26 protein-coding genes are annotated in these 26,716 nt (G+C 59.1%); 12 read left to right on the top strand and 14 right to left on the bottom strand.

Translation table 11 applies throughout. The features are described from left to right. Window positions 1-210, top strand: coding sequence for a DUF1656 domain-containing protein (locus FHX05_RS00165; RefSeq protein ID WP_112610045.1), 210 nt, complete (start codon window positions 1-3; stop codon window positions 208-210). Continuing rightward, window positions 207-1,097, top strand: coding sequence for an HlyD family secretion protein (locus tag FHX05_RS00170; protein WP_183870339.1), 891 nt, complete (start codon window positions 207-209; stop codon window positions 1,095-1,097). The genes FHX05_RS00165 and FHX05_RS00170 overlap by 4 nt, the downstream gene beginning before the upstream one ends. A 29-nt stretch (window positions 1,098-1,126) precedes the next feature. Here FHX05_RS00170 and msrQ read toward each other — a convergent pair whose 3' ends face one another. Then, window positions 1,127-1,783: a protein-methionine-sulfoxide reductase heme-binding subunit MsrQ gene (msrQ, locus tag FHX05_RS00175; RefSeq protein ID WP_183871152.1), complete on the bottom strand. Its 657-nt coding sequence runs from the start codon at window positions 1,781-1,783 to the stop codon at window positions 1,127-1,129. Further along, window positions 1,780-2,730: a protein-methionine-sulfoxide reductase catalytic subunit MsrP gene (gene msrP, locus FHX05_RS00180; protein WP_183870340.1), complete on the bottom strand. Its 951-nt coding sequence runs from the start codon at window positions 2,728-2,730 to the stop codon at window positions 1,780-1,782. The genes msrQ and msrP overlap by 4 nt, the downstream gene beginning before the upstream one ends. Before the next feature lie 338 nt (window positions 2,731-3,068). Between msrP and ilvD the strand changes: the two genes are divergently transcribed. Next, window positions 3,069-4,907 carry a dihydroxy-acid dehydratase gene (gene ilvD / locus FHX05_RS00185; protein WP_183870341.1) on the top strand — a complete coding sequence of 613 codons (1,839 nt, stop codon included), beginning with the start codon at window positions 3,069-3,071 and terminating at the stop codon, window positions 4,905-4,907. Window positions 4,908-5,119: 212 nt separating this feature from the next. On the opposite strand, the gene FHX05_RS00190 is transcribed toward ilvD, so the two are convergent. Beyond that, window positions 5,120-5,419: a hypothetical protein gene (locus FHX05_RS00190; protein ID WP_246698855.1), complete on the bottom strand. Its 300-nt coding sequence runs from the start codon at window positions 5,417-5,419 to the stop codon at window positions 5,120-5,122. Between the two features lie 223 nt (window positions 5,420-5,642). Between FHX05_RS00190 and FHX05_RS00195 the strand changes: the two genes are divergently transcribed. Together FHX05_RS00195 and FHX05_RS00200 are read left to right on the top strand one after the other, a co-directional pair. Beyond that, a complete protein-coding gene (locus FHX05_RS00195) occupies window positions 5,643-7,046 on the top strand; it encodes a DegQ family serine endoprotease (protein WP_112337457.1) in 1,404 nt (467 codons plus the stop codon). Continuing rightward, complete coding sequence (locus tag FHX05_RS00200) at window positions 7,043-8,359, top strand: replication-associated recombination protein A (protein ID WP_112337456.1); 1,317 nt, start codon at window positions 7,043-7,045, stop codon at window positions 8,357-8,359. Before FHX05_RS00195 ends, FHX05_RS00200 begins: the two co-directional genes overlap by 4 nt. A 32-nt stretch (window positions 8,360-8,391) precedes the next feature. Here the strand turns inward: FHX05_RS00200 and FHX05_RS00205 are convergent, their stop codons facing one another. From FHX05_RS00205 to FHX05_RS00230, 6 genes are all read right to left on the bottom strand, one after another. Next, entirely contained in the window at window positions 8,392-8,700 is a 309-nt protein-coding gene (locus tag FHX05_RS00205; RefSeq protein ID WP_183870342.1) for a DUF1883 domain-containing protein, read from the bottom strand. Window positions 8,701-8,794: 94 nt separating this feature from the next. Beyond that, on the bottom strand, window positions 8,795-9,064 hold the full coding sequence (locus FHX05_RS00210; protein ID WP_183710252.1) for a hypothetical protein: 270 nt from the start codon (window positions 9,062-9,064) through the stop codon (window positions 8,795-8,797). A gap of 32 nt (window positions 9,065-9,096) precedes the next feature. Beyond that, window positions 9,097-9,312 (bottom strand): hypothetical protein, encoded by a 216-nt coding sequence (locus FHX05_RS00215; protein ID WP_183870343.1) that lies wholly within the window; start codon window positions 9,310-9,312, stop codon window positions 9,097-9,099. A gap of 123 nt (window positions 9,313-9,435) precedes the next feature. Beyond that, entirely contained in the window at window positions 9,436-10,377 is a 942-nt protein-coding gene (dapA, locus tag FHX05_RS00220; protein WP_183870344.1) for a 4-hydroxy-tetrahydrodipicolinate synthase, read from the bottom strand. Between the two features lie 12 nt (window positions 10,378-10,389). Continuing rightward, on the bottom strand, window positions 10,390-10,617 hold the full coding sequence (locus FHX05_RS00225; RefSeq protein WP_183711139.1) for a hypothetical protein: 228 nt from the start codon (window positions 10,615-10,617) through the stop codon (window positions 10,390-10,392). A gap of 179 nt (window positions 10,618-10,796) precedes the next feature. Further along, complete coding sequence (locus FHX05_RS00230; RefSeq protein WP_183870345.1) at window positions 10,797-11,813, bottom strand: 2-dehydropantoate 2-reductase; 1,017 nt, start codon at window positions 11,811-11,813, stop codon at window positions 10,797-10,799. Window positions 11,814-12,127: 314 nt separating this feature from the next. Here FHX05_RS00230 and FHX05_RS00235 point away from each other — a divergent pair, with 314 nt between their 5' ends. From FHX05_RS00235 to FHX05_RS00250, 4 genes are read left to right on the top strand one after another with little or no spacing between them, the layout of a single operon-like run. Continuing rightward, a complete protein-coding gene (locus FHX05_RS00235; protein WP_183870346.1) occupies window positions 12,128-13,576 on the top strand; it encodes a hypothetical protein in 1,449 nt (482 codons plus the stop codon). Then, entirely contained in the window at window positions 13,554-14,372 is an 819-nt protein-coding gene (locus tag FHX05_RS00240; RefSeq protein WP_183870347.1) for a hypothetical protein, read from the top strand. Before FHX05_RS00235 ends, FHX05_RS00240 begins: the two co-directional genes overlap by 23 nt. Continuing rightward, window positions 14,372-15,304 carry a hypothetical protein gene (locus tag FHX05_RS00245; RefSeq protein ID WP_183710242.1) on the top strand — a complete coding sequence of 311 codons (933 nt, stop codon included), beginning with the start codon at window positions 14,372-14,374 and terminating at the stop codon, window positions 15,302-15,304. The genes FHX05_RS00240 and FHX05_RS00245 overlap by 1 nt, the downstream gene beginning before the upstream one ends. Further along, entirely contained in the window at window positions 15,298-16,311 is a 1,014-nt protein-coding gene (locus FHX05_RS00250; RefSeq protein ID WP_183871153.1) for an OmpA family protein, read from the top strand. Before FHX05_RS00245 ends, FHX05_RS00250 begins: the two co-directional genes overlap by 7 nt. Before the next feature lie 18 nt (window positions 16,312-16,329). On the opposite strand, the gene FHX05_RS00255 is transcribed toward FHX05_RS00250, so the two are convergent. Next, window positions 16,330-17,952, bottom strand: a complete 1,623-nt coding sequence (locus FHX05_RS00255) for an ABC-F family ATP-binding cassette domain-containing protein (protein ID WP_183870348.1) — start codon at window positions 17,950-17,952, stop codon at window positions 16,330-16,332. Window positions 17,953-18,265: 313 nt separating this feature from the next. On the opposite strand from FHX05_RS00255, the gene FHX05_RS00260 reads away from it, so the two are divergent. Next, a complete protein-coding gene (locus FHX05_RS00260) occupies window positions 18,266-19,384 on the top strand; it encodes an alpha/beta fold hydrolase (RefSeq protein ID WP_246698820.1) in 1,119 nt (372 codons plus the stop codon). A gap of 90 nt (window positions 19,385-19,474) precedes the next feature. Here FHX05_RS00260 and FHX05_RS00265 read toward each other — a convergent pair whose 3' ends face one another. Continuing rightward, window positions 19,475-20,398, bottom strand: coding sequence for an acyltransferase (locus FHX05_RS00265; RefSeq protein ID WP_348648298.1), 924 nt, complete (start codon window positions 20,396-20,398; stop codon window positions 19,475-19,477). Between FHX05_RS00265 and FHX05_RS00270 the strand changes: the two genes are divergently transcribed. Both FHX05_RS00270 and FHX05_RS00275 read left to right on the top strand, forming a co-directional pair. Beyond that, complete coding sequence (locus tag FHX05_RS00270; RefSeq protein ID WP_183870350.1) at window positions 20,399-20,644, top strand: hypothetical protein; 246 nt, start codon at window positions 20,399-20,401, stop codon at window positions 20,642-20,644. It abuts the gene before it with no gap. Window positions 20,645-20,670: 26 nt separating this feature from the next. Further along, a complete protein-coding gene (locus tag FHX05_RS00275) occupies window positions 20,671-20,856 on the top strand; it encodes a hypothetical protein (RefSeq protein WP_183870351.1) in 186 nt (61 codons plus the stop codon). Between the two features lie 81 nt (window positions 20,857-20,937). On the opposite strand, the gene FHX05_RS00280 is transcribed toward FHX05_RS00275, so the two are convergent. The 3 genes from FHX05_RS00280 to FHX05_RS00290 form a co-directional block, all read right to left on the bottom strand. Beyond that, entirely contained in the window at window positions 20,938-21,864 is a 927-nt protein-coding gene (locus FHX05_RS00280) for a DUF3037 domain-containing protein (protein WP_183870352.1), read from the bottom strand. After that, the gene (locus FHX05_RS00285) at window positions 21,812-22,639 is read right to left on the bottom strand and encodes a HipA family kinase (RefSeq protein WP_183870353.1); all 828 of its coding nucleotides are present in this window, start codon (window positions 22,637-22,639) and stop codon (window positions 21,812-21,814) included. Before FHX05_RS00285 ends, FHX05_RS00280 begins: the two co-directional genes overlap by 53 nt. Before the next feature lie 123 nt (window positions 22,640-22,762). Then, window positions 22,763-26,560: a vitamin B12-dependent ribonucleotide reductase gene (locus tag FHX05_RS00290; RefSeq protein WP_183870354.1), complete on the bottom strand. Its 3,798-nt coding sequence runs from the start codon at window positions 26,558-26,560 to the stop codon at window positions 22,763-22,765. Window positions 26,561-26,716 lie beyond the last annotated feature (156 nt).

Here is a 26,716-nt window from a genome sequence, read left to right on the forward strand (position 1 = left end):
ATGCCCGCAGAATTCGATCTTTATGGCGTCTATATCCCGCGCCTTCTCGTTCTCATGCTCTTGACCTTGTTCATCGTCATCATCCTTCGACGTCTGCTCGCATGGATCGGAGTCTACACTCTGGTCTGGCATCGCGGTCTTTTCGATCTCGCGCTTTATGTCCTGCTGCTCGGCGCCGTCTCCTCAGTCTCCCGTTGGTACTTCACATGAACGCGTTAAAACTCATCGGCCGTGTGGCTGTCACTCTCATCTTCGTCGTTGCCGCCGTCTATGTCGGCCGCCAGCTCTGGGGCCATTACATGGACGAGCCGTGGACGCGCGATGCGCGCCTCAGGGCCGATGTCGTCGGCATTGCGCCTGACGTCTCCGGCCTGGTGAGCGAGGTCCTCGTCAAGGATAATCAGGCCGTCAAGAAGGGCGATGTCCTCTTCCGCGTCGATCGCGATCGCTTTGCCATCGCTCTCGAACAGGCGGATGCGGCGCTTGCCAGCAGCAAGGCGGCTCTCGATCAGGCCCAGCGTGAAAGCGCGCGGCAGGCGCGCCTCGGCGATGCCGCCTCTCTACAGCAGAAGGAACAGGCGCTGACCACCGTGCAGCAGGATGAAGCCGCCGTTCGTCAGGCGACCGCCAATCGCGAACTCGCCCAGCTCAATCTCGACCGCTCCGAGGTTCGCGCCACCGTCAACGGCACGATCTCGAACCTCAGCCTGCGTCCGGGCGATTATGTCTCTGCGGGCACCGCCAAGGTGGCGTTGATCGACAGCGATTCCCTACGCGTCGAAGGCTATTTCGAGGAAACCAAGCTGCCGCGTATCCAGATTGGAGATGAGGTCTATATCCACCTGATGGGTCAGGCCGAGAAGCTGACGGGCCATGTCGAGAGCATCGCCTATGGCATCGAGGACCGCGAACGCACCTCCGGCAGCCTGCTTGCCAACATCACCCCGACCTTCAGCTGGGTGCGGCTGGCGCAGCGCGTGCCGGTGCGCATCGCGCTCGACAAGGTTCCCGATGGCACGAAGCTGATCGCCGGCCTGACGGCAACCGTCGAGGTGCAGGAACAGAGCCAGGCAAAGATCGCCAGCGCCGCCGAATAACCATCACTGGAACAGGCAGTGCGGCCGTCTCAAGCCGCTCTGGAGCTCGACGCCGCAGCCGGCTTACGCGCCGCCCGGCGTCTTTCCATCATGATCGGCCGGTAGGACCTGTAGAGGATCATGGCGATCAGCAGGCCGATATAGATGAACTGCTCCACCGACAGCACCTTGGTCGACAGTGCAAAGTGCAGAGCACCGCAGGCGGCGATGATATAGACGAGGCGATGCAGCCAGATCCATTTCTTGCCGAGACGCTTGATCGAGAAATTGTTCGAGGTGACAGCCAAGGCCAGCAGCATGACGAGCCCCGCCATGCCGAACATGATGAAGGGCCGCTTCAGCACGTCGTCGATGACGGCATATACGTCGAGCGCCTGGTCGAGGACCATATAGACGGTCAGGTGCATCAGCGCGTAGTAGAAACAGAGCAGGCCGAGCGCGCGGCGATAGCGTAGATAGTTCCAGCCGAAGAGATCGCGGAGCGGCGTCACCGCAAGCGTCAGCAGCAGGAAGCGGATCGCCCACAGGCCCAGGAAGAGCTCGAAGGTTTTCACCGCATCGGCGCCGAGCTGATCGGTAGCGCCAAGATAGAATTCCCAGGCCGCCGGTAAAAGCCCGACAAAGTAGAGCGCCCAGACGGAGGCGGGTTGCCAGCGCTTGGGAAGAGCGAAGGAGAGGGCCATCAGAAATTCACCCTGAGATCCATGCCGCTATAGAGGCTGGCGACCTGATCGGCATAGCCATTGAAGGGCAGGGTGGGGTGGCGATTGGAGCCGAAGAAGCCGCCTTCGCCGATGCGCCGTTCGGTCGCCTGGCTCCAGCGCGGATGATCGACGGCCGGATTGACGTTGGCATAGAAGCCATATTCCTGGCTGTTCGTCGCCTGCCAGGTATTGATCGGCTGCTTGTCGGTGAGCGTGATGCGGACGATCGACTTGATGCCCTTGAAGCCATATTTCCAGGGCACGACGAGCCGGATAGGCGCGCCGTTCTGGTTTGGCAGGGTCTCGCCATAGAGGCCGACGGCAAGCAGCGTCAGCGGGTTGCGCGCCTCATCCAGACGCAGGCCCTCGACATAGGGCCAGTTCAGCGATTGCAGGAGGCCAGACTGCCCCGGCATTTCTTCAGGTCGCACCACGGTCTCGAAGGCTACATATTTGGCGCTGCCCTGTGGCTCCACCTTGTCGAGCAGGGCGGAGAGCTGGAAGCCGTCCCATGGAATGACCATCGACCAGGCCTCGACGCAGCGCATGCGATAGACGCGCTCTTCCGGGGGAAATTCCTTGATCAAGGCATCGACATCGAACGTGCCGGGCTTGTTGACCATACCGTCGACCTTGATTGTCCAGGGACGTGGCTTGAATTTGCCCGAGAGGTTGGCCGGATCGGCCTTGTCGAGGCCGAATTCGTAGAAGTTATTGTAGGTGGTAACATCCTTGATCGGCGTCAGCTTCTCATTGACCGTGTAATTACTCTTGGTCGCCGTCAGGGCTTCCGCAAGCGCCGCCTTGCCGCCGATAGCCGTCATGCCTATGCCGGCCGCTGCGACCGTTAGGAAGTCGCGGCGCTTCAGATAGATCGAGCGGGGTGTAATCTCCGAGGATGCGATTTTCGGCGGGCGATAGGCGGCCATGGAACGATTCCTTTATGCGATAGCAGCTTCGATATGAGCGATACGCAATGGACACAGGTTTTGTTACACTCTTAGGCAGGCATTTCTTTGGAAGTGAAAGCAACTTTTTGTGTGCGCTTGTGATCGGCCTGTTCCGTTCCCAACTTTGGTCGAGCGACTTGTTTGCCTGGACGCGGCCTTTGCCCGGCAGCGTACCGGATTCGCTTGAGTTGATAGTGACAGTACTGCACGATTGGATTAGGACAATTCCAAAAAGCGGAGTTGCCGGCGCTCCTTTGGCCTAAAACCTATGGCCATGCCCGACGCCGCGCAAATTCCAGGATGACGAGGAAGACACCATGCCAGCTTATCGTTCCAGAACAACCACCCACGGCCGCAACATGGCCGGCGCGCGCGGCCTTTGGCGCGCGACGGGTATGAAGGACAGCGATTTCGGCAAGCCTATTATTGCGGTGGTCAACTCCTTCACCCAGTTCGTGCCCGGCCACGTTCACCTCAAGGATCTCGGCCAGCTCGTCGCGCGTGAAATCGAGGCGGCCGGCGGCGTTGCCAAGGAATTCAACACCATCGCCGTCGACGACGGTATCGCCATGGGCCATGATGGCATGCTCTATTCGCTGCCGTCGCGCGAACTGATTGCCGATAGCGTCGAATACATGGTCAACGCCCATTGCGCCGATGCCATGGTCTGCATTTCCAACTGCGACAAGATCACCCCCGGCATGCTGATGGCGTCGCTGCGCCTCAATATCCCGACGGTCTTCGTGTCCGGTGGCCCGATGGAAGCCGGCAAGGTCGTTCTTCATGGCAAGAAGGTCGCGCTTGACCTCGTCGACGCCATGGTTGCGGCGGCCGACGACAAGATCAGCGATGAAGACGTCCAGGTCATCGAGCGCTCGGCCTGTCCGACCTGCGGCTCGTGCTCGGGCATGTTCACCGCCAATTCGATGAACTGCCTGACTGAAGCGCTCGGCCTGTCGCTGCCGGGCAACGGCTCGACGCTTGCCACCCACGCCGATCGCAAGCGCCTCTTCGTCGAGGCCGGCCATCTGATCGTCGATCTCGCCCGCCGTTACTACGAGCAGGACGATGCCTCCATCCTTCCACGTTCCGTCGCCTCCAAGCAGGCCTTCGAGAACGCCATGGCGCTCGATATCGCCATGGGCGGCTCCACCAACACGGTTCTGCACATCCTGGCAGCTGCGCACGAAGGCGAGGTCGATTTCACCATGGCCGATATCGACGCGCTGTCGCGCCGCGTCCCGTGCCTGTCCAAGGTTGCGCCTGCCAAGAGCGACGTTCACATGGAAGACGTGCACCGCGCTGGCGGCATTATGTCGATCCTCGGCGAACTCGATAAGGGCGGCCTCATCAACCGCGATTGCCCGACGGTTCACGCCGAAACGCTCGGCGACGCCATCGACCGTTGGGATATCACCCGTACCAACAGCGAAAGCGTACGCGAATTCTTCCGCGCGGCTCCGGGCGGCGTTCCGACGCAGGTTGCCTTCAGCCAGAGCTCCCGCTGGGATGAACTCGATACGGACCGCGAGAAGGGCGTTATCCGCTCCGTCGAGCATCCCTTCTCCAAGGATGGCGGTCTTGCTGTCCTCAAGGGCAACTTGGCGCTTGACGGCTGCATCGTGAAAACGGCCGGCGTCGATGAATCGATCCTGAAGTTCTCCGGCCCGGCCAAGGTCTTCGAAAGCCAGGACGCGGCCGTCAAAGGCATCCTCAGCAACGAAGTGAAGGCTGGTGACGTGGTCGTCATCCGATACGAAGGCCCGAAGGGTGGCCCCGGTATGCAGGAAATGCTCTATCCGACGAGCTACCTGAAGTCGAAGGGCCTCGGCAAGGCCTGCGCGCTGATCACCGACGGCCGCTTCTCCGGCGGCACCTCGGGCTTGTCGATCGGCCATGCTTCGCCGGAAGCGGCCAATGGCGGTACGATTGGCCTGGTGCGCGAAGGCGACATGATCGACATCGACATCCCGAACCGCACCATCAACCTGCGCGTTGATGACAAGGAACTTGCCGCTCGCCGCGAAGCGCAGAACGCCAAGGGCTGGCATCCGGCCGAAGCGCGCAAGCGCAACGTCACGACGGCCTTGAAGGCTTATGCCGCTTTCGCAACCAGTGCTGACCGTGGCGCTGTTCGGGATTTGGGTGGGAAGTAACAAAGCACCTTCGCCCCGTGAAACGGGGAGAAGGTGGACTTGAGCGGTCGAGCGGAGCTCGGCTGCGAGAGGGCGGATGAGGGGCTTTTCGAATTCCATCGCGATGGCACAGCTTGCCGTTCCTGCGTTTGCCCCTCACCCTGACCCTCTCCCCGCATGCGGGGAGAGGGGACTTTGTCCGGTCAAGCCCGCAAACCTTTCGAACCAATTCCTTACAGCGGCCGATTGATCTGCTTGTAGGTGTCGTTCAGCACCTTCAGGCGCTCCTCATAGGACGTCTTCAAGCAGGCGACATCCGCCTCGCAGGCCTGCCGCTTCTTCAGCCATTCGGTCTGCTGGTCCTGCATCGTGCCACGCGCGCCCATGGCAAGCAGCCCCGAAAGCAGGTCGAAGGTCGTTACCATTCTCACGTCGGCATCATTGAGCGCCCTCACGTCGCAGATCGTCTTCTCATCCGGCTTCAGGTTCTGCGCCTCGCAATCGAAACTGGCGGCGTGAGAGGCACCGGCCATGCCCAGAGAGACGAGGAAAGTGGCGGCGGCAAGATGGTTCAATCGCATGTCTGGTTCCCTTTTGACGATTCCCAACGCGAAATGCATCACAGCATGTTTTTGTTCGGCGAGCCTGTTTTTTATCGTCGCCAGCTTCCATTTATGCTTCATGGTTCCGCCCTCTTTTCTTTCTAGCGTCGGGCGCTACAACGTTGTTTAAAGAGAATTAAAAAGGGAAATTTCCATGCATGTCTTCCTGAAGCGCACTGCCGTTTCGATGATTGCCCTCGTCATGGCGATGCCGCTTTCCGCTGAGGCTCAAACGGCAAAGACGCTGCCGCAAAGCCAGACGCAGATGCAGCTTTCCTTCGCTCCGCTGGTCAAGCAGACCTCCGGCGCCGTAGTGAATGTCTATGCCGAGCGCGTGGTGCAGCGTCAGTCGCCCTTCGCCGGCGATCCCTTCTTCGAGCAGTTTTTCGGTCAGCGCATGCCGAATCGCACCGAGAAGCAGTCTTCACTCGGCTCCGGCGTCATCGTGGAGGCGAATGGTACCGTCATCACCAACAACCACGTCGTCGATGGTGCTGACGATATCAAGATCGCTCTTTCGGACGGCCGCGAATTTCCCTGCAAGGTCGTCCTGAAGGACGATCGCGTCGATCTCGCTGTCCTGAAGATCCAGTCGAAGAACGAGAGCTTCCCGGTTCTGCCGCTCGGCAATTCCGACGGCATCGAGGTCGGTGATCTCGTGCTCGCAATCGGCAATCCCTTCGGCGTGGGCCAGACGGTCACGAGCGGTATCGTCTCGGCGCTTGCCCGTAACCAGGTCAAGAACGAGGTTGGCTTCTTCATCCAGACCGATGCCTCGATCAACCCTGGCAATTCGGGCGGTGCGCTCGTCAACATGACCGGCGAGCTGATCGGGCTGAATACGGCGATCTTCTCCCAGGGCGGCGGCTCCAACGGTATCGGCTTCGCCATCCCCGCCAATCTGGTCAAGGTCTTCCTTGCCGCTGCCGATCGCGGCGACAAAGCCTTCGAGCGCCCCTATATCGGCGCCTCCTTCGAGCCGGTGACATCGGACGTCGCCGAAGCACTCGGCCTCGACAAGGTGCGCGGTGCGTTGGTAACGAAGGTGGTCGATGGCGGGCCTGCGGCCAAGGCCGGCCTCAAGCCCGGCGAAGTGATCACAGCCCTGAACAATATCTCAATCGAGCATCCCGATGCGCTCGGCTATCGCCTGACGACGGCCGGTCTCGGCGCGACGGTGGCATTGACGGTGCTGGATAACGGAAAGGAACATCAGGCCACGATGACGCTGGCCGCAGCGCCCGAATCGACACCGCGCGACGAGCGGGTGATCGACGGCAACAATCCTTTCTCCGGCGCGACCGTTGCCAATCTCTCGCCGCGCGTTGCCGATGATCTCCATATGCCGCCGGATTCCACCGGCGTCGTCATCGAGAGCCTGAAGCAGAACTCGCCGGCTGACCGGCTTGGTTTTGCCGCCCGCGATATCGTCATCTCCATCAATGGCGTCGCGATCAACACCACGGAAATCCTTCAGAAGACCGTCACGTCAAACCCCAGCTTCTGGCGCGTCGAGATCGAGCGTGACGGCCAGCGTATCAGGCAGTTCTTCCGATGAGCGATGATCTGTTTGCACCGCGGATACCGGAGGAGGTCGCCAACAAGCGGCCTCTCGCCGATCGCCTGCGGCCGCAAACACTGGCCGAAGTCACCGGTCAGGAACATCTGACCGGCGAGGATGGTGTATTGCGTCGGATGATCGAGGCGGGTTCGCTTGGATCGATGATCTTCTGGGGACCGCCCGGCACCGGCAAGACGACCGTTGCAAGGCTGCTTTCGGGCGAGGCGGGCCTCGCCTTCGAACAGATTTCGGCAATCTTCTCCGGCGTGGCCGATCTGAAGAAGGTGTTCGAGGCGGCGCGTCTGCGCCGCATGGATGGCCGCCAGACCCTGCTGTTCGTCGACGAGATACATCGCTTCAATCGCGCGCAGCAGGATAGCTTCCTGCCTGTGATGGAGGACGGTACTGTCATTCTTGTGGGAGCGACGACCGAAAATCCATCCTTCGAACTCAACGCCGCTCTTTTATCCCGCGCCCGTGTCCTGACCTTCCATTCGCACGACGAGGAAAGTCTGGAAGAGCTGCTGCGCCGGGCCGAGACCGTGGAGGGCAAGCCGCTGCCGTTGACGGAGGATGCCCGTGCCAGCCTGATCCGCATGGCGGATGGCGATGGCCGCTCGGTGCTGACGCTGGCGGAAGAGGTCTGGCGTGCCGCGCGCAAGGACGAGCTTTTCGATCCCGATATGCTGGTCAAGATCGTCCAGCGCCGCGCTCCGGTCTATGACAAGGCGCAGGATGGGCATTACAATCTGATTTCTGCGCTGCATAAATCGGTTCGTGGCTCCGACCCGGACGCCGCGCTCTATTATCTCGCCCGCATGTTCGATGCCGGCGAGGATCCGCTTTATCTCGGACGCCGGCTGGTGCGCATGGCGGTGGAGGATATCGGGCTTGCCGATCCGCAGGCTCTGGTTATCTGCAATGCTGCCAAGGATGCCTATGATTATCTCGGGTCGCCTGAGGGTGAATTGGCGTTGGCGCAGGCCTGCGTCTATCTCGCCACCGCCCCGAAATCCAACGCCGTCTACACGGCCTTCAAGGCGGCGACCCAGGCCGCCAAGCAGAATGGCTCGCTGCTGCCGCCGAAACACATCCTGAACGCGCCCACGAAGCTGATGCGCACGGAAGGCTATGGCGACGGCTATCGCTACGATCACGACGAGCCGGATGCTTTTTCAGGGCAGAATTACTTTCCGGAGAAGATGGGTCGCCAGACCTTCTACGATCCGCCGGAACGGGGCTTCGAGCGTGAAATCCGCAAGCGGCTGGATTGGTGGGCGAAGCTGCGTAAGGAGCGTGGCGAGCGCTAGTCCATATATCACCTGGCGGTGACGGATTGCCGCTATGCTTTTTGCATGCGTGGAACGGTTGCCCTGTCCACCATTTTGACGCTCGATTCCGCCAGGCTCTTATGACCTTCCATATCGACCACCAGATGCCAATGGCCAGCCTCAGGAATGACCAGCCGTATCGGCGATTTCTTGGCAACGCCGCCGAGAAACTGATGCTTCAGCGTTTCGGTGAAGCGCTCGAAATTCGAGCCGTTCATCAGCCTGACATTGGCAATGGCCGAGAGCGTGATTTCGATCACCGTTCCGGCGCGCTGTTCTCCGAGATCGTAGTGGCTATAGCGGAAGGCAGGCTTCGACATTGTCTTCTGTTCTATGGATATCTGGCGAAAGCTTACCTTGGGGCGGTTAAGGAAGCGTTCGGCGGGATATTGTCGAAGCCTGCCAAGGGCAAGTTCAGTGCAGGTTTGACGGGGCGAGGGTAAAGCCATCCAGATCGAGGATGGCGCCTTCGGGTGCCAGGCAGATGTCGGCCGGATTGTGGTTACATTCCTCGGCGGCGAAGTGGAGGGCCGCCGCTTCATTGCGGAACAGACCGCCAACGAGGCCTTGCCGGTCCTGAACGATCCAGCTGCCGCGGCGGTCACGACCGATGATGAAACGCGCCGGCGCCGGAGCGAGCGGGCTGCGGGCCGAGCGACGTTGAAGATGTTGTGCGTTTGCCATTGTTATTTCCTCTTGGATCTCTTCGATTTCACTCAGTGTCCGGTCAGATGCAGCCCCATTTGCAGGGCGGCGGCGACCAGGAGGACAAGTCCGAGGCGCGGAGCGACGGAGCGAATTCCGTCCAGCAATGCGTCCGAAGAGAAGTGACGCTCGTCGCGCGCAAACGCGACGGCGCGAGGGCGTTGGAGAGGGTCGGCGGATAGGCCGACTTGCCTGTAGCGTGACATCATGGTTCCTTTCAGTGTCACCAGCACTACGGGTCCGATAAGACCATTTCCGGTGCTACGCTGTTGAATCTATGAGGGGGCTGCTAGGTTTTCCATTTGCCAGAAACGGCAAAAATATAAAAATCTCATAGGGATGAAGCGATTTCACAATCCCCGGCGATAGGCATGGCGCGAGGCAAACCGGCCGCTGCCATCAAGCTGAAACGGAGCAATTGCCGCCTGGATGGTCGCGGCCGTCTCAGTGCCGACGCCGACCAATGGCAGGCGAACTTCCGCTTCGATATCTCTGGCTAGTGACAAGGCATGCTTGATCGTCGCCGGCTCACTCTCGCGGGCGAGTGCGTTGAACAATGGCTGCAGGCGCTCGTCGATGGATCGGGCAGCGCTGATGTTGCCGCACGCGGCCGCATGCTGCATGGATCGAAAGAGGCGTGGGACGATATTGGCCGCACTGGAGAAGCATCCATGACCGCCCGCAGCCGTAAAACCGAGCGCATTGGCGTCGTTGGATGTGAACAGGCCGAACCGCTCCGGCAGGAAGGGCCGCCAGAGGTCGACGCGCGAGATATCGCAGCCGTCGTCGGCGATCCCGATAATCCCTCGAATTTCGGCAAGCCGCGCGACCGTTGTCGGAGCGAGGTCGACGGCGGTATGCGATGGCTGATTGTGGATGATGATCGGCAGTTCGGTCCGCGCCGCCAGCTGCTCGAAATGGTGGATAATCCCTTGTTGCGTCGGCTTGGAATAGTAGGGCACCGTCACGAAGGCCGCATCTGCGCCAAGGCGCTGTGCCTGTATCGTTTCCTCCAGGGTCGTTTTCGTGTCGTTGGTTCCGGTCGCTACAATGACGGGCACCTTGTCTTCCGAAAGCTCGATGCAGATTTCGATGGCACGAATGCGCTCGGTCTCCGTCAGCGTCGGGCCTTCGCCGGTCAGCGAACAAACGAGAAGCCCATCGATCCCGCTTAGCAGCTGCCACTCGATATGAGCCATCATATCGACGCCATCGAAAACGCCGTCGCGAAAAGGCGCGACGAGGGCGGTGATCGCACCGCCGACACGCCTTCGAAAAGTCGGTCTACTCATGTCTGTGAAATCTCAGAGATAATGCAGCACGATGAAAAGCTCGAGGGCGCCGAGCAGCAGGCCGAAGGCGAGCATGGCCTGAAAGGTGCGCTTTTCCCGAACCTGGCGCGAGCGAGGCTGGTTCTTATGCGGTCTCTTCGTTGTTTCAGCCGATGCCGGAATGCGATGATGCTTCTCGTCACTGTTATGAACGAGAACACGGATGGATTCCGTGAGATTGGGTGCGTGCGTGTCGAGCATGGGATCTATCTCCATATTCCACCGCAAGTGTAGAGCCGGGTCCCATAGGAAATCCATTCACGGCCAAAGACGAAGAAGTAAGTGAAATATAAAGAACCGACATGCCCGGAGTTCCTCCGGAAACTGGCCCGTGGACCGCTGCCGGAGGATCGAAAAGCTGGCTGGCGTAGTCGACCCGCCTACTCGGCGCCTTGCTGGTTCTTGCGGTCGAGCTGCCTCACCAGCGCCAGGATGGTCGTCGAGACCGGCGTCGGTATATTCACGAGCTTTCCGAGCGAGACGACGACGCCCACGAGAGGCGTGATTTCCAACGCCTTGCCGGCAAGTAGATCCTGCAGCATCGAGGTGCGGACGGGTCCGATCTGACGGGAACGCTCAAGACGCTCCTCCACGGACACGGCAATGTGCGATCCCAAAGCCTCGGCAACGGCTTTTACCTCGCTCATCACCTGACCAACCATGGCGGCTAGTGCCGGGTCTTTCATAATATCGGACATCAATCCGCGGGTGAGCGCGCTGATCGGATTGAAGGCGGCGTTGCCCATGAGCTTGCTCCAGATATCGTCGCGAATGCGCGAGGAAATCGAAACATTGACGCCGGCCCGCTGCAGCAGCGCAGCAATGGCTTCGATATCGCCCGTCGTCTCCCCCGAAGGTTCACCAAGGATGAAATGTCCGTTGTTGGCGAGCTTGACCTCGCCGGGTGCGACGACTTCCGCTCCCTGATAGGCGACGCAGCCGATGACGCGCTCCGGCCCGATCAGACGCCAGAGATCGCCGTTCGGGTCGAGCTCTTCTATCTGGTGTTCGGCGTAACCGCTCTGGCTATCCCGGTGAAAATACCACCATGGTACGCCGTTGAGGATCATGACGACGCGCGTGCCAGAATGCAGCAATTTCGCAATGCCCGGAGCGGCTGCGCCAAGCTGATGACCTTTGAGGCCGGTGATGACGAGATCCTGTGGCGGCAACTCGCCTGAATCCGAGGTTGCTGTCATCTGCGCAACGATAGGACTGTCCGCATCCGCTTCCCACAGGCTTATGCCGCCAGCGCGAATAGCCTCCAGATGGGCTCCGCGCGCCACGACGGAAATCTTGGTCTGGCTTTCTTTGGGGGAGGCGAGCTTGGCCGCGATCGCACCGCCGAGTGCGCCGGCGCCGTAGACACAGATGTTCTTGAAGGGAGAGGACGTCATGACTTGATGCTCCGAACGAAGTCGCATGCCCCTGCCAAGATATGGCGGGACCGTAATTTGGCGAGTGGTTTATCCGATTGCCGGCAGTTGAAACTGAAAATTACGTAGCCTTTCGACACACTACGGGTCTCTCGCAATTTCACCATGCTTGTGCGGCTTGAATAAGAGGCTTTTTTATTCGGCGTAGGCTTGGGCTAGTCTTTACCACAATCACATCCTAACCTCTGTCACATCGCTCTGGACCGCGGACAACCGGTGCGATATCGATCTCTCAATTGTCCTTTCTAAGTTGATGAATTCGCCGGGGAAGATCGTTGCGTTTCGAAGCCCTCAACCGTCTCTGGGATAGCGTTCGAGAGACCAGCCATGATTTCCGTGCGTCGACGGATGTTTTTCCCGTCGTCGATATCGAAAAGCTAGGTGCGACCCTCGATCTGAAGGAAAAGGGAGCCGCAGCCGGGCGTCAGAACCGGCCGCCGCCGGATGCGCAATCGCATGACGAGACGGAGCAGCGCATCGTCGCCTGGGTCGAGGCGGAAAAGAAAAGCTCCTACCAGATCCTTGAAGATCAGTTCCAGACCTTCGATAGCCGCTTGCGCAACCTCGATTTCGAGGGCCAGTTCGGGCTGATCCGCCAGGCGAACGCATCAAGCGTCTCGGATTTCAAGGCGGAAGTGGCAAGCGGCGTCGACGAGCTTCACGGCCTGCGCCGCAAGCTGAAGACGGCCGAGGACGAGATGGTGGGCTTCAAGGCCAGGCACAAGCTGCAGCGGGCCGCCAAGGTTTCCAGCCGTGCGGCATGGGGCTTCAAGGTCTCGCTGATCGTCTTCCTCGTGCTCATCGAAATGGTGATGAACGGCAGCTTTCTGGCCAAGGGAAGCGAGCAGGGTCTCGTCGGTGGTGTAACCGAGGCGGCCGCCTTCGCCTTCCTGAACATCGGCACAGCGCTGATGTTTTCTTTCTTCTGCGTGCGTTTTCTGGTGCATCGCTCCTATGCGCTGAAGCTGCTCGGCCTGCTAGGGCTTGTCGCCTATGTCGCCGTGGCCCTAGGGATCAACATTGCGCTGGCGCATTATCGCGAGGTCTCCGCGACGATCCTGAGCGGAGCCGGTGCCGAGGTGATCCAGCGGCTCAAGACCGCACCGCTCGGGTTGCAGGAGCTGAACTCCTGGATGCTCTTTGCCATCGGTCTGATGTTCTCGCTCGTCGCCTTCATCGACGGCTGTTATCTGACGGACCCTTATCCGGGTTTTGCCGGCGTGCAGAAACGTCTCGATGCCGCGAGGGACAATTATATCGACCGCAAGCTTGATCTGATCGAAGATCTCCGCGAGATCCGCGACGAGCACAACAGCAAGATCGAGGAGATCATCCGCGACCTCTCGCTGCGCCGGCAGGAAACGGCTGCCATCATCTCCCATCGCGCCAGGACCGCAGGCCTCTTTGCAGAACACCAGAACCATCTTGAGCGCGCCGCCAATGTGCTGCTCACCTCCTATCGCGATGCGAACCGTGCTGCGCGAATCGAGGCAGAGCCACCCTATTTCAAAACCGCTTACAAGATGGAGCGCCTGGCACCTGTCATTCGCACCGAAGAAGAATGGGACGACAAGGTACTCGGCGCACGCATCCAGAGCGCCCAGGCGGAATTGTCGGAGCAGATCAAGCGGATCGGCGACGAATTCGAGCGCGCTATCGAGAAATACCATCAGCTCGACAATCTTTTCCCGGAGAGCATCCTTGGCGCGACGCAAGCGGCGTAGCCGGCGCGGCGGATCCGCCGGTCTCATCATCGCAACGGTTTGTCTCGCCGTCCTGTCCCTCGGGATCGTCGGCGCCTATGGCTGGCTGCGCTACAAGGCAAGCGGCAATGTCGCCGTCGACCAGGCGTCTCTCTGCCCGATTGATGGCCCGAAAGCGGAAACGGCCATCCTCCTCGATGTTACAGATCCGATCGCCGATGCGACGGCGCTCGATCTGCGCAACCAGTTCCAGAAGATCGTTGCGGATGTGCCAATCGGCGGCGCGATCGATATCTATGCGCTCACTGAGAAGGAAGGGGAGCTGATCCAGACCTTCCATGGCTGCAATCCTGGAAGCGGCGCGAATGTCGACGAGTGGACCAGCAATCCGCGTCTGGCGCAGGCGCGGTGGGAGAAGGGCTTCCAGAAGCCGCTCGCCGATATCGCCGGCAAGCTGACCGCGGGCGAGTCCGGCAGGCTGTCGCCGATCATGGCAGCCATCCAGAAAATCAATCTGGAGGTCTTTGCCAACGCGCCGGCAGGCTTGCCGAAGCGCCTCTACATCGCCTCTGACATGATCGAGCACACCGCCGCCTTCTCTAATTACAAGGATGGCGTGTCCTATCAAAAATACCAGAACAGCCCTGCGAACGATCGTTTCCGCACGTCACTGAGTGGTGTCACGGTCAAGATTCTCGCCTTTCAAAGGCCCAACATGAAGTTCAGCATGGAGGAACTTGCGAACTTCTGGGCGCAGTGGATCAAGAACAACAAGGGTGATTTTGGCGGCTTCGTGCGGCTGGAGGGGATACGCTGATGGCCAATACCGACGCCAGATATCTCATCCGGGATTATGGGCCGATGGTGCTTTTCGCCTCCATCACCGTCGGCGGCATGATCTTCATCTGGTCGTCGAAGCTCATGGGTTGGTCGCTGCCCATCGTGACCGGCGTGCCGCTCGCGCTGATGGGGGTCTACTTTATCGTGTCGCTCGCCGTTGCCGGGTTCCGGCTGCACAATGAGCAGGCGGGCGACAACCTCTATTACATGGGTTTTCTCTTCACCCTCTCGAGCCTTGGCGTATCGCTCTATCTCTTTGCTGGCGAAACATCGATCGAGACCATCGTCCGCAATTTCGGCATTGCCGTCACCTCGACCATTGCCGGCGTGACGCTGCGCATCCTCTTCAACCAGATGCGGCGAGATCCGATCGACATCGAGCGCAGCGTGCGCCATGAGCTTGCCGAGATGACGCGGCGCGTGCGCACCGAACTCGATTCCTCGTCGCGTGAATTCTCGCATTACCGGCGCGTCAGCAACCAGATGCTCTCCGAAGGGTTCGAGGAGATCGCGCGGCAGGCCGAGCGCAATGGCCAGGAGATCAACAAGATCCTGGAAATGCTGGCGAAGCAGGCCGTGACGCCGATCAACGATGCCGCCGCGCAGCTGACGGCGACGACCTCGCAGCTGTCCGAGATCATCGGCACGTTCGGCGCCGCCGTCGAGAATGTTGGCAAGAAGCTCGACGAGATCCGCGCGCCAGAGGATGTCGTGCGCGCTGAGCTGGCACCGGCGATCGCCGCCATCAGGGAGATGTCGGAGGCGCAATTGCAGCCATTGCGCAATATCGAGCTGGCGCTCGGTCGCGTGGCCGAAGCGATGGGGCAAACGCCGCTGCCGAGGCCCGATGGCGATATCGCTGCTGAGCCCGAAGTCGTGCAGCGAAAACGCTGGTGGCATCTATGGTAGCTGGAGGCTCGGACAACGCGCCGAAACTGGAGCACAGGGGCTATAATCGTGGCCTCATCCTTGGCCTGACGATGGCCGAATCCATGCTGCTTCTGGTCTTCTGCCTGCTGCTCGTGGCCGCCGCCATGATTTCCGCGGAGAGAAACAAGCGCTACGAGGTCGAGCGGAAGCTTGAGAAAGTCGAGCAACAGGTCGCAGTGCTGGAGAAAAAGCGGGCGGAGCAGGCGGCCGAAATCGTGCTTCTCCAGTCCAAGGTTGTCTCCGGCGATCTCACAGCGGCCGACAAGGCGATGGTAGACAAGCAATGGCGGGAGCTGGTGCTGGCGAAAGAAGCGCTAGATAGCGTGACGGACCAGGGCGCAACCCCGGCCGATCTGCAATCGCTGTCCAAGGTCGCGGCCGTTCTGAGGGAGCATGGCATCTCGCTCGCGACAGCCCCCGATGCGGTCAATAAGCTTCTGGCCAGCAATGGCGGCGGGAACGGCATGCACGACTGGCCGCCCATCATCAATCTCGACGATGCCAAGAAGAACTATTTCCAATCCGGAAGCGCCGAGCTCACAGGCACTTTCGCACAGTTGCTCAGCACGACGATTACAGATGAAATCGCCAGCAACCTGAGCCTCTACGGCGCCAATATCGTCGAGGTGATCGGCCACACCGACGAGCAGCCGGTGGCGCGCGAAAAATCCAATCTCGACGATACGATCATCAGTGCCATGGATGGCAAGCTGCCCGTATCGGCCCTGCTGCCCGCGGATAATGCCGGCCTTGGCCTTGCCCGCGCCATTGCCGTAGCCAATGTGCTGAAGGCCAATTCGAAGCTGAAGGATGCCACGATCCTGCCGATGTCCGCCGCGCAGCTGATCCTGCCCGGCGATACCGTCACTTCGGGCCAGCGCGGCGCCGTCGAGGCACGACGCCGCATCGAAATCCGTGTGCGGGGCAGGACGGCCCCCGTTGCCGTCATCAATGCCGGTGCCGCGCCCTCAACGAACACGCAATAGTGCTGGTTCGGCTTGTCATCAGCTTCTGAGGCCGGGTGCTTCGTAACCGGTGCGCTCCACATATTCCGTGTAGCCGCCGGCATATTGGTGAATGCCTTCCGGCGTCAGCTCCAGAACGCGATTGGAGAGCGCTGCCAGGAAATGCCGGTCGTGCGAGACGAACAGCATCGTGCCTTCATATTGCGACAGCGCCTCGATCAGCATTTCCTTGGTATCGAGATCGAGATGGTTGGTCGGCTCGTCGAGCACCAAAAGGTTCGGCGGATCGAAAAGCATGATCGCCATGACAAGCCGCGCCTTCTCGCCGCCCGACAATACGCGGCACTTCTTTTCGACATCGTCGCCAGAGAAGCCGAAGCAGCCGGCAAGGGCTCTCAGGGAGCCTTGGCCTGCCTGCGGAAAATCATGTTCGAGCTGCTGAAATACGGTGCGCTCTCCATCCAGCAGATCCATGGCGTGCTGAGCGAAATAGCCCATCTTCACGCTGGCGCCGAGCGCCACGCTGCCTTCATCCGGCTGTGCCGAGCCGGTAACCAGCTTCAGAAGCGTGGATTTGCCGGCACCGTTGATGCCCATGATGCACCAGCGCTCGCGCCGGCGTACCATGAAATCAAGCCCTTCATAGATGGTGCGGCTGCCATACTTCTTGTGAACGTTCTTCAGCACGGCCACGTCTTCACCCGAGCGCGGCGCCGGCTGGAATTCGAACGCAACGGTCTGGCGGCGCTTCGGCGGCTCGACGCGATCGATCTTTTCCAGCTTCTTCACGCGGCTCTGCACCTGCGAAGCATGCGATGCGCGCGCCTTGAAGCGCTCGATGAACTTGATTTCCTTGGCAAGCATCGCCTGCTGGCGCTCGAACTGCGCCTGCTGCTGCTTTTCGTTCTGAGCGCGCTGCTGCTCGTAGAATTCATAGTCGCCCGAATAGCTGGTCAGGTTGCCGGCGTCGATTTCGATGATCTTGGTGACGATGCGGTTCATGAACTCGCGGTCGTGCGAGGTCATCAGCAGCGCGCCTTCATAACCCTTCAGGAAGGATTCGAGCCAGATCAGGCTCTCAAGATCCAGATGGTTGCTCGGTTCGTCGAGCAGCATGACGTCGGGACGCATCAAGAGGATGCGGGCCAGTGCCACACGCATCTTCCAGCCGCCCGAAAGTGCGCCGACATCGCCGTCCATCATCTCCTGGCTGAAGCTCAGGCCCGCCAGCACTTCGCGAGCGCGGCCTTCGAGCGCATAGCCATCAAGCTCTTCATAGCGCGCCTGCACCTCGCCATAGCGCTCGATGATCTCATCCATCCTGTCGGCCTGGTCCGGATCGCTCATCGCTGCTTCGAGTTCGCGAAGTTCGGCGGCAACGGCGCTGACGGGACCGGCACCTTCCATCACTTCCGCGACGGCACTGCGCCCCTCCATCTCGCCGACATCCTGATTGAAGTAGCCGATGGTGACGCCCTTATCGACGGAAACCTGCCCCTCGTCGGGCTGCTCCTGTCCGGTAATCATCCGGAAAAGCGTCGTCTTGCCGGCGCCGTTCGGCCCGACGAGACCGACGCTCTCGCCTCTGTTGAGGGCAGCGGATGCCTCGATGAAGAGGATGCGATGGCTGTTCTGCTTGCTGATATTCTCGATACGAATCATGGTTACGCGAGGCCCGAAGAAAGTTTTTCGGGGGCCTTATGCCACGGGTCGGGCGTTCTGTCGCAGCTTTTCGGGCGGAGATGTAAGATCGATCGCGAACTGACGTTCAAGGGCGACAATTTCCGGTCCGCCTATTTGCCATACGGGAGAGAAACTTTCGCCGGGCGACGGATTCTGCCCACGCGTTCGTTCAAGCAGCATGACTTCCAGCAGCAGGATAGGCGCTTGATCGGATCGCCGGCTGTCTTCCGCGTGGTTGGAAGTCGCTATATTCATTGTCATCCGTCTCAGCCGAGTTTTACAGATGAAGATTATGAGAAGCATTCAGGGCCGGGTTTGCGCCCGACTGACGATCGCAGCGCTGATCGCCATCGGCATGTCGGGCGAAGCTCAATTGGCCAATGCGACTTCCGAACACCAGCGGCTCAACGAACCAGTCAAGGAGATCGCGGATCAACGCCTGCTCCTCGACACGCCTGATGGCAAAGGGGAGCTGCCCATCTACGCGGATCATGCGATCGAAGCGGCATCGCCCGATGTGACGAAGGTGTTGATCATAATTCATGGCACGCTCCGAAATGCCGATGCCTATTACGCCGCCGGAGAGGAGCTGCTCGCGAAGGCGGGGGATCTCGCCGATGGTACGATGGTGGTCGCACCGCAATTCCTGATAGGGCCTGACGTGGACGCGTTCTCACTAAATGCGCAGACGCTCGCCTGGACGCAGAATGGCTGGAAAGGCGGTGAAGCCGCGCGCCAGCCCGCGCCGATCAGTTCTTTTGCCGCGCTTGATGCCCTGCTCAAGCATTTCGCCGATCGTCGGTTGTATCCGTCTCTGAAGACCATCGTGGTGATGGGACATTCGGCGGGAGCGCAATTGGTCCAGCGTTATGCCGTGGCCGCAAGAGAGATCGAAGATTTGACGAGCGCCGGTATCTCCGTCCGCTACCTCGTCGCCAATCCTTCGAGCTATCTATATTTCGACAACGAACGACCGGCCTTGCAAGATCAGCAGGCAGGGTTGGCATCGTGCCCAAAGGCGACGCAATGGCGATATGGTCTGACCGGCGCACCGCCTTACGTGTCCACACAGGATCCGAAACTCCTCGAAAACAGATATGCCGCGCGCAATGTCGTCTATCTGCTGGGGCAGGCGGACACGAATCCCTACACCCATTTCATCGATCGCTCCTGCGGAGCAATGGCGCAGGGACCGTATCGGCTCGCGCGCGGGCTGACCTATTTCGACTATATGAGAAAGAGGCATCCATCCGATCTCAATCAGAAGGTCGTCGAGGTGCCGGGCGTGGGACATGATGACGAAGCGATGTTCACATCGGATTGCGGCATTGCTGTTCTGTTCGATCGCCCGGTGCCGCAATCCTGCCCGGTTACCGATGCGACTGCAAAAGTATCCGGAGCAGTGCCGTAAGTTTTCTAGAGTGGTCGATCCGCATCGCGATCACATGCAGGTGGTGAGGCTTTTGGGGTCCAGAGTGATCCGACCGTCCACTTTCATGCTTCAGTTGCGATAGGCCGGCTGCGGGCGCGACGATCGCATTTTTCGCTGTATCGGACGCTCGATGCCCAAGTAGAAAACGATGGCAAAGGCCAGCGAACCCAATGCGATAGGCATAGGCTGCATATCGTGCGGCACCCCGAGGCGCAAAAGCAGCGCCGTGACCAGGATGCCCGTCAGGACGTGCCAAACGTAGATGGAATAGGAGGCATCCCCCAGGAAGTGCAGGAATGCCAGCTGCGGCACGCCTCGTTCCCGCTCGGCGAAAACGGCGCCCGATAGTAGCAACATTGCCGGTATGCCCCAGCGCACGGCGCGTTCCAGATGGATCAGCGGGTCACTCGCGACGAGCAGCACGACCCCGATGATCATCAAGCCTATGGCGACGCGAAAGGGCAGCCGATATCCTTGCTTCCACAGATGCCCGATGACGATTCCAGCGGCGAATTCCAGAATGATAGGCTGCGTAAAAATACCGGCATACCCAGAGGGCAGCAGGAAATGTGCAACGACAACGGCCCCCAGGATCACGATCAGGAACCATAGCCGACGGAACTCCGGCAGGAGCAATGAAACCGAAAAGATAAGATAGAAGACCATCTCGTAGGATAGGGTCCAGCCTTGTTCGACGACGGGTTGGAGCGCTTCATCCTTGATAATAGGCACGAAAAACAACGAGCCCAACAGATTGCCGACGCTCGAATTCGTATCGAAGAAGAATTGCGGTTTCAACACGGCCACGGCGAATGTTACCAATGTCGCAATCCAGTAAAGCGGCACGATCCTGATGATCCGGCGCCACATGAATTCCTGCGGGCCGATCGGTTTTCCAACCGTCGTAACCCACATGATGAAGCCGCTGATGACGAAGAATATATCGACACCCGCCGCCCCGATCTTGAAGTTCAGGCCGTATGTTTCGCTCACATGGAAGCAAAGGACGGAGATCGCCGCGATGGCGCGCAGATACTGGATGCTCTTGATATCGTTGCCGGTTTTCAGGATGGTGCCTCCTGCGACTGGACTACTATCGCCGATGCCCTGATGGCCGATTTAGCAATAGAATGCGTCGAAAGGCCGGATACTCATGCGAAATGGCTCGGAGTACGGCAGATATGGCTGGTGGCAACAATTTCAATCAAAATGGATGATATTCCGCCATTTCGTGTGTGAAATCGGGACACCTGAGGTGAAGTGGCATGAACGCGGTAACTTTCAGCCATTCCTTCACGCGCCAAAGGTTTACCGGTTTACAAGCAATTTCGGCCTGCAATCCATCGAAGTCCTTGCCGTTTAGCCTTCGCCCATTTCTTTCAGGAACAGCTGTTATTTTCGCCGCTGAGGTTCGCCTTGCCGAGCTCAATCAACTGGTTGCGCCTCGCTGAGGACAATTATGAATATGTCGAACTGATAGGATTCACCGGCACCGCTTTCCGCAGCAGATGGGCGCTACTCGTCGGACAACTCTAGTGGAAAAGGGTTTTAGTTTCGCCCGATACCACAGTCTTGTTAGTTGAGCCTTTCTCTAGGCGCACGGCGACGGAGGTCAACAAATTTAGCAACTTTAATTGATCGTCCTTACTGGACCAGTTGATAAGTTCAGCGCCCTGATTTTCTGCCGCCTCCAAGGATGGCTGCGCGATAGTTTCCAAAGCCGACGAAGCAGAATATACAATGCGCGCCTTAGTTTGCTCACTACCAAATTTCATGCGCGCACGCTCCAACACTAACGCTGATAAAGCGATACCCGAGACCATTTTTTTTATCGCTTCCATTCCACCCGAAGCATCGACCGTCTCTATTACATGGAACGCGCCATTTTTCAGAACTAAATCTGCCACTAGTCCATTATCGAGTTGATATCCGACCACCAAACGATGAGATTCTAAGCCTTCATTGGATCGGGCGAGAATACGCTCATCTTTTAAAGTTCTCTTCAGTTCCGAAAGTAGTCGGGTTTTTTTAAAAATTGGGTATTTGAGCGCTGGCTCGGGATCAACGACCTTCGAGAGAATTTTGTCTACTCGCTCAGCGTAAGCCGTTGCAGAATCTGCAGAAAACTCACCTATATCGGACAGAGAGAAGGGCCCAATCCTTGAAATTTCTTTATATCGATCCTCTGCGGAGGATAGCCCATTTTTGCGGCTGATTGCATCGATAGTCCGTAGATTCTTCGCAAAAGAGTATAAAAGTTCGACATCAATTGCGAACGACATTGCTTTGAGTTTTTCGAGCCGCTTTGTAAATTTCACCTCAAGGTCATTCTCAAAAAAAATCGCCACACCGATATTCAGACGTTCGCCGCGAAAATCGTCGGGTGAAAGCCGTAAAATCGAAAATCTATAAGAGCGATCCATCTTTGAAGCCCTTGCGCAGCCGTTGTATTCGTTCATGCCACTTCGGCCACCATTGGTTCATAAAAGCTTGCTTATTTGAAGGCGACAACCATTCATCTGGAATATTGCGGACAATTTGCAAGACTGACTGTGTAGTGACCGTTGCCAGCTTATCCAGCATAGCCAGGGCAGAGACAAGATCAAAACCATGTAATGCGCGGAGTCGTCGTCCGACTCGAATTGTATGGTGGACATCTTGTGGAAAAGCGAAAGCGTCCTCACTCCAAAATAACGAACGACCGAAATCAATTAGATAAAAACGCCTAGTGCCGTTGTCGTCAATTGATAGATAATTCTGATCGTGTCGATCCACATTGTTAATCAACATGTCAAAGGCATACACCTCGGACAACAAAGACGCCATTCCAGCTATACGAGCCTCGGGCCGATCGAGTGTGGGAGTCGTCAATAAAGTCGTGGTCTGAAGCTGATCAGCTAAGCCGGAAATCACTCGGGAACCAAAAACCAAATCGCCGTTTGCTAACTCGATAATTTTTGCGGTTGGGCAAGGTATGTTTACGGTCTCAGCAAGTTTGGTTGCTATCAGTTCACATGCCGGTACATGTGGACCGCCTTTTGTTCCTTTCACGACATAGTCGTGTGTGTCGGTTGCTCTCACGCGCCCCCAAGCATCACCAGTGGGATAATAACCAGGGTATTCTACAACGGACCGCAGGGCGAAAAAATCGCCCTGCAGTTCGCTCAAATCGCTACCAAACTTTATATCGAGATCCGGCGTCTCAGCATTCGCTACAATGATCGACTTCGCCATAGTAAACGGTTTCCCATCCCTTCAAGAGAGATTTAGTGTTGCTGTTGAGCAAATACTTCATAATTTCTCATCCCCTTTTCACTGATGTTGTCTGTCCGTCGCCGGCGGACCATGGCTGCTATCTTAAGAGCAGCCGCTCGTTGCCCCACACGTGTCGCACTTCTCGCAAGTTCCATTCCGGACCATTGTGAAGTTCTGGCACTCGGTGCACATGTTGCCGGTATAGCCCTGCATGATAGAGCGGGCGCGTCGTTCTGATTCCAGCTTCTTGGCTTCCGTCTTGGCATTGGCAGCTTCGCTTGCCGCGTTGTCGCTGAAGAGACCTGTCGCGGATTCGGAGATGACTTCCTCTGCGATCTCTTCGGCCAGTTCCTTCGCACGCTCCTCATAATCGCGCTTGAAGGCGACGACTTCGGAGGTTGCGACGGAGCTTGCCGGTTCCAGCTTGCGGACCGTGTTGCCGGCAAAGGCGGTTACGGTCGAGTGCGAGGCAGCGCGGGCAGGGGCAGCCGTTGCCGAACCCTTGGCGTCTGCCGAACGCTCGCCCGATGTCTGAACCAGCGTCGGCTTGTAGCCGCGGGTCAGGCCCTTGGAGACGACATCGGCCTTGCCTTCGGAAACACCGCGGCCGAGCGCCGTGTTGTTGAAGTCCGAGGTGTCGACATGGGCAAGATCGTGGCGGCCGAGATAGGAGATCGCCAGTTCGCGGAACACGTAGTCGAGGATCGATGTCGCGTTCTTGATTGCGTCATTGCCAGTGACGATGCCGGCCGGCTCGAACTTGGTGAAGGTGAAGGCATCGACATATTCTTCTAGCGGCACGCCATACTGCAGGCCGAGCGAGACGGAGATCGCGAAGTTGTTGATGAAGGCACGCAGAGCCGAGCCTTCCTTGTTCATATCAAGGAAGATTTCGCCGAGACGGCCGTCGTCATATTCGCCGGTGCGCAGGAAGATCGTGTGTCCGCCGATCTTGGCCTTCTGGGTGTAACCCTTGCGGCGGCTCGGCAGTTTTTCCTGCGTGCGGATGACCTTCTCGATGACGCGCTCGACGATCTTTTCCGTGATGGTGACGGCTTGTGCGGCTGCCGGAGCCTGCAGGAATTCCTCCAGCGCATCCTCGTCGCTGTCATCCTCGATTAGCGAGGCGTTCAGCGGCTGGCTGAGCTTGGAGCCGTCGCGATAGAGCGCGTTGGCCTTCAGGCCGAGCTTCCAGGACAGCATGTAGGCGTTCTTGCAATCCTCGACGGTTGCTTCGTTGGCCATGTTGATCGTCTTGGAGATGGCGCCTGATATGAACGGCTGCGCTGCCGCCATCATCCGGATGTGGCTTTCGACCGAGAGGTAGCGCTTGCCGATCTTACCGCAGGGGTTGGCGCAATCGAAGACAGCCAGATGTTCGTTCTTCAGGAACGGCGCGCCTTCCAGCGTCATCGCACCGCAGACATGGATGTTGGCGGCTTCGATGTCCTTCTTGGAGAAGCCGAGATGGTCGAGCAGGTTGAAGCTCATGTCGGCCATCTGCTCGTCGGAAACCTTCAGCGTGCCCTTCAGGAAGTCGGCGCCGAGCGTCCACTGGTTGAAGACGAACTTGATATCGAAGGCGCTCTTGAGAGCGGCGTTGACGGCATCGACCTTCTCAGCGGTAAAGCCCTTGGCCTTCAGCGTCGATGGGTTGATGGCCGGAGCCTGGTTCAGGTTGCCGTGGCCGACAGCGTAGGCCTCGATCTCGGCGATCTGGCTTTCGGAATAGCCGAGCGTCCGCAGCGCTTCCGGAACGGCGCGGTTGATGATCTTGAAGTAGCCGCCGCCGGCGAGCTTCTTGAACTTCACCAGGGCGAAGTCCGGCTCGATGCCGGTCGTGTCGCAATCCATGACGAGACCGATCGTGCCGGTCGGCGCGATCACGGTTGCCTGGGCGTTGCGGTAGCCGTGCTTTTCGCCGAGTTCCAGCGCCTTGTCCCAGGCAGCCTTGGCATGGGCGACGAGATCCTGGTCCGGATTGTCGGAGTGGATCAGCGCCACCGGATTGACCGACAGGTTTTCATAGCCCGAGGTCTCGCCATAGGCGGCGCGGCGATGGTTGCGGATGACGCGCAGCATGTTTTCGCGGTTCGGCTTGAACATCGGGAAGGTCCCGAGTTCGGAGGCCATTTCGGCCGAGGTCGCATAGGCGACACCGGTCATGATCGCGGTCAGCGAGCCGGCGATGGCGCGGGCTTCGTCCGAGTCATAGGGAATGCCCGACGACATCAGCAGGCCGCCGATATTGGCGTAGCCGAGGCCGAGCGTGCGGTATTCATAGGAGAGTTCGGCAATGCGGCGCGAGGGGAACTGAGCCATCATCACGGAAACTTCGAGAACGACGGTCCAGAGGCGAACGGCGTGTTCGTAATCGGCAATGTTGATGCGCTTCGTCGCTGCGTCCTTGAAGGTCATCAGGTTCAGCGAAGCGAGGTTGCAGGCCGTGTCGTCGAGGAACATGTATTCCGAGCACGGGTTGGACGCGCGGATCGGGCCGGCAGCCGGGCTGGTGTGCCAGTCGTTCATCGTCGTGTTGAAGTGCAGGCCCGGATCGGCCGATGCCCAGGCGGCGTAGGAGATGGATTCCCAGAGGTCGCGGGCCTTCAGCGTCTTGACGATCTTGCCGTCCTTGCGGGCGGTCAGGTTCCAGTCGCCATCATTCTCGACGGCGCGCAGGAAGTCATCCTTGATCGAAACCGAGTTGTTGGAGTTCTGGCCCGATACGGTGAGGTAGGCTTCCGAATCCCAGTCCGTGTCGTAGGTCTTGAATTCGAGATCCTTATAGCCCTGGCGGGCGAACTGGATAACGCGCTGAACGTAGTTTTCCGGAACCTGATCCTTCTTGGCAGCACGGATCTCGCGCTTCAGGGCAGGGTTCTTGGCCGGGTCGAAGCAATCGTCATTGTCGCCTTCGCAATTGACCGTCGCCTTCATGATCGCCTTCAGGTGCTTGGCGACGATCTTGGAGCCGGTGACGAGGGCGGCAACCTTCTGCTCTTCCTTGACCTTCCAGTTGATGTATTCCTCGATATCCGGATGGTCGATGTCGACGACCACCATCTTGGCAGCGCGGCGGGTCGTGCCGCCCGACTTGATGGCGCCGGCAGCGCGGTCGCCGATCTTCAGGAAGCTCATCAGGCCCGAGGAGCGGCCGCCGCCGGAGAGCTTTTCGCCCTCGGCGCGCAGCATCGAGAAGTTGGAGCCGGTGCCCGAACCGTATTTGAACAGGCGCGCTTCGCGAACCCAAAGGTCCATGATGCCGCCCTCGTTGACGAGATCGTCTTCGACGGACTGGATGAAGCAGGCATGCGGCTGCGGGTGCTCATAGGCCGATTTGGACTTGGTGAGCTTGCCGGTGAAGGGGTCGACATAATAGTGGCCCTGGCCGGGGCCATCGATGCCATACGCCCAGTGCATACCGGTGTTGAACCACTGCGGCGAGTTCGGTGCGACGCGCTGCGTGGCGAGCATATAGGCGAGCTCGTCCTGGAACGCAGAGGCGTCTTCCTCCGACGAGAAGTAGCCGCCCTTCCAGCCCCAATAGGTCCAGGTGCCGGCGAGGCGATCGAAAACCTGGCGCGCATCGGTTTCCGAGCCGCTCTGCTGATCCTTGGGCAGATCCTTCATGGCGGCATCGTCAGGCACGGAACGCCACAGGAAGGAAGGAACGTCGTTTTCCTCGACCTTCTTCAGCTTGGCGGGCACGCCGGCCTTGCGGAAATACTTCTGCGCGAGAATGTCGGCGGCAACCTGCGAGAACTGCGCGGGTACATCGATGTTTTCTAGGCGGAACACGATCGAACCGTCAGGATTCTTGATCTCGCTCGTCGCCTTGCGGAATTCGATGTCCGCATAGGGTGACTGGCCGGCCTTCGTAAAACGACGTTCGATGCGCATGGTCCCAATCCTTCATTCGTTGGTGTGCGCCTGCATGAAAACAGGGCGCAAAAATTCTCATTCCGGCATCGCGAATTCAACGCGCAGCCAGCTTCCGATCCGCTCTTTGACAGGAGGTGTCACCCGGAGATGTCTTCCCTGTATCTTGTGGTGATG

The organism is Rhizobium sp. BK491, assembly GCF_014194925.1.
Taxonomy (GTDB): domain Bacteria; phylum Pseudomonadota; class Alphaproteobacteria; order Rhizobiales; family Rhizobiaceae; genus Rhizobium.

Bases quoted from the DNA above. Each gene is read 5' to 3' on its own strand.
- FHX05_RS00165 (WP_112610045.1), top strand. From the start codon at position 1: ATGCCCGCAGAATTCGATCTTTATGGCGTCTATATCCCGCGCCTTCTC.
- FHX05_RS00170 (WP_183870339.1), top strand. From the start codon at position 207: ATGAACGCGTTAAAACTCATCGGCCGTGTGGCTGTCACTCTCATCTTC.
- msrP (WP_183870340.1), bottom strand. From the start codon at position 2,730: ATGGCCGCCTATCGCCCGCCGAAAATCGCATCCTCGGAGATTACACCC.
- ilvD (WP_183870341.1), top strand. From the start codon at position 3,069: ATGCCAGCTTATCGTTCCAGAACAACCACCCACGGCCGCAACATGGCC.
- FHX05_RS00190 (WP_246698855.1), bottom strand. From the start codon at position 5,419: ATGGCCGGTGCCTCTCACGCCGCCAGTTTCGATTGCGAGGCGCAGAAC.
- FHX05_RS00195 (WP_112337457.1), top strand. From the start codon at position 5,643: ATGCATGTCTTCCTGAAGCGCACTGCCGTTTCGATGATTGCCCTCGTC.
- FHX05_RS00200 (WP_112337456.1), top strand. From the start codon at position 7,043: ATGAGCGATGATCTGTTTGCACCGCGGATACCGGAGGAGGTCGCCAAC.
- FHX05_RS00205 (WP_183870342.1), bottom strand. From the start codon at position 8,700: ATGTCGAAGCCTGCCTTCCGCTATAGCCACTACGATCTCGGAGAACAG.
- FHX05_RS00210 (WP_183710252.1), bottom strand. From the start codon at position 9,064: ATGGCAAACGCACAACATCTTCAACGTCGCTCGGCCCGCAGCCCGCTC.
- dapA (WP_183870344.1), bottom strand. From the start codon at position 10,377: ATGAGTAGACCGACTTTTCGAAGGCGTGTCGGCGGTGCGATCACCGCC.
- FHX05_RS00225 (WP_183711139.1), bottom strand. From the start codon at position 10,617: ATGCTCGACACGCACGCACCCAATCTCACGGAATCCATCCGTGTTCTC.
- FHX05_RS00230 (WP_183870345.1), bottom strand. From the start codon at position 11,813: ATGACGTCCTCTCCCTTCAAGAACATCTGTGTCTACGGCGCCGGCGCA.
- FHX05_RS00245 (WP_183710242.1), top strand. From the start codon at position 14,372: ATGGCCAATACCGACGCCAGATATCTCATCCGGGATTATGGGCCGATG.
- FHX05_RS00250 (WP_183871153.1), top strand. From the start codon at position 15,298: ATGGTAGCTGGAGGCTCGGACAACGCGCCGAAACTGGAGCACAGGGGC.
- FHX05_RS00255 (WP_183870348.1), bottom strand. From the start codon at position 17,952: ATGATTCGTATCGAGAATATCAGCAAGCAGAACAGCCATCGCATCCTC.
- FHX05_RS00260 (WP_246698820.1), top strand. From the start codon at position 18,266: ATGAGAAGCATTCAGGGCCGGGTTTGCGCCCGACTGACGATCGCAGCG.
- FHX05_RS00270 (WP_183870350.1), top strand. From the start codon at position 20,399: ATGGAAGCAAAGGACGGAGATCGCCGCGATGGCGCGCAGATACTGGAT.
- FHX05_RS00275 (WP_183870351.1), top strand. From the start codon at position 20,671: ATGAACGCGGTAACTTTCAGCCATTCCTTCACGCGCCAAAGGTTTACC.
- FHX05_RS00280 (WP_183870352.1), bottom strand. From the start codon at position 21,864: ATGAACGAATACAACGGCTGCGCAAGGGCTTCAAAGATGGATCGCTCT.
- FHX05_RS00285 (WP_183870353.1), bottom strand. From the start codon at position 22,639: ATGGCGAAGTCGATCATTGTAGCGAATGCTGAGACGCCGGATCTCGAT.
- FHX05_RS00290 (WP_183870354.1), bottom strand. From the start codon at position 26,560: ATGCGCATCGAACGTCGTTTTACGAAGGCCGGCCAGTCACCCTATGCG.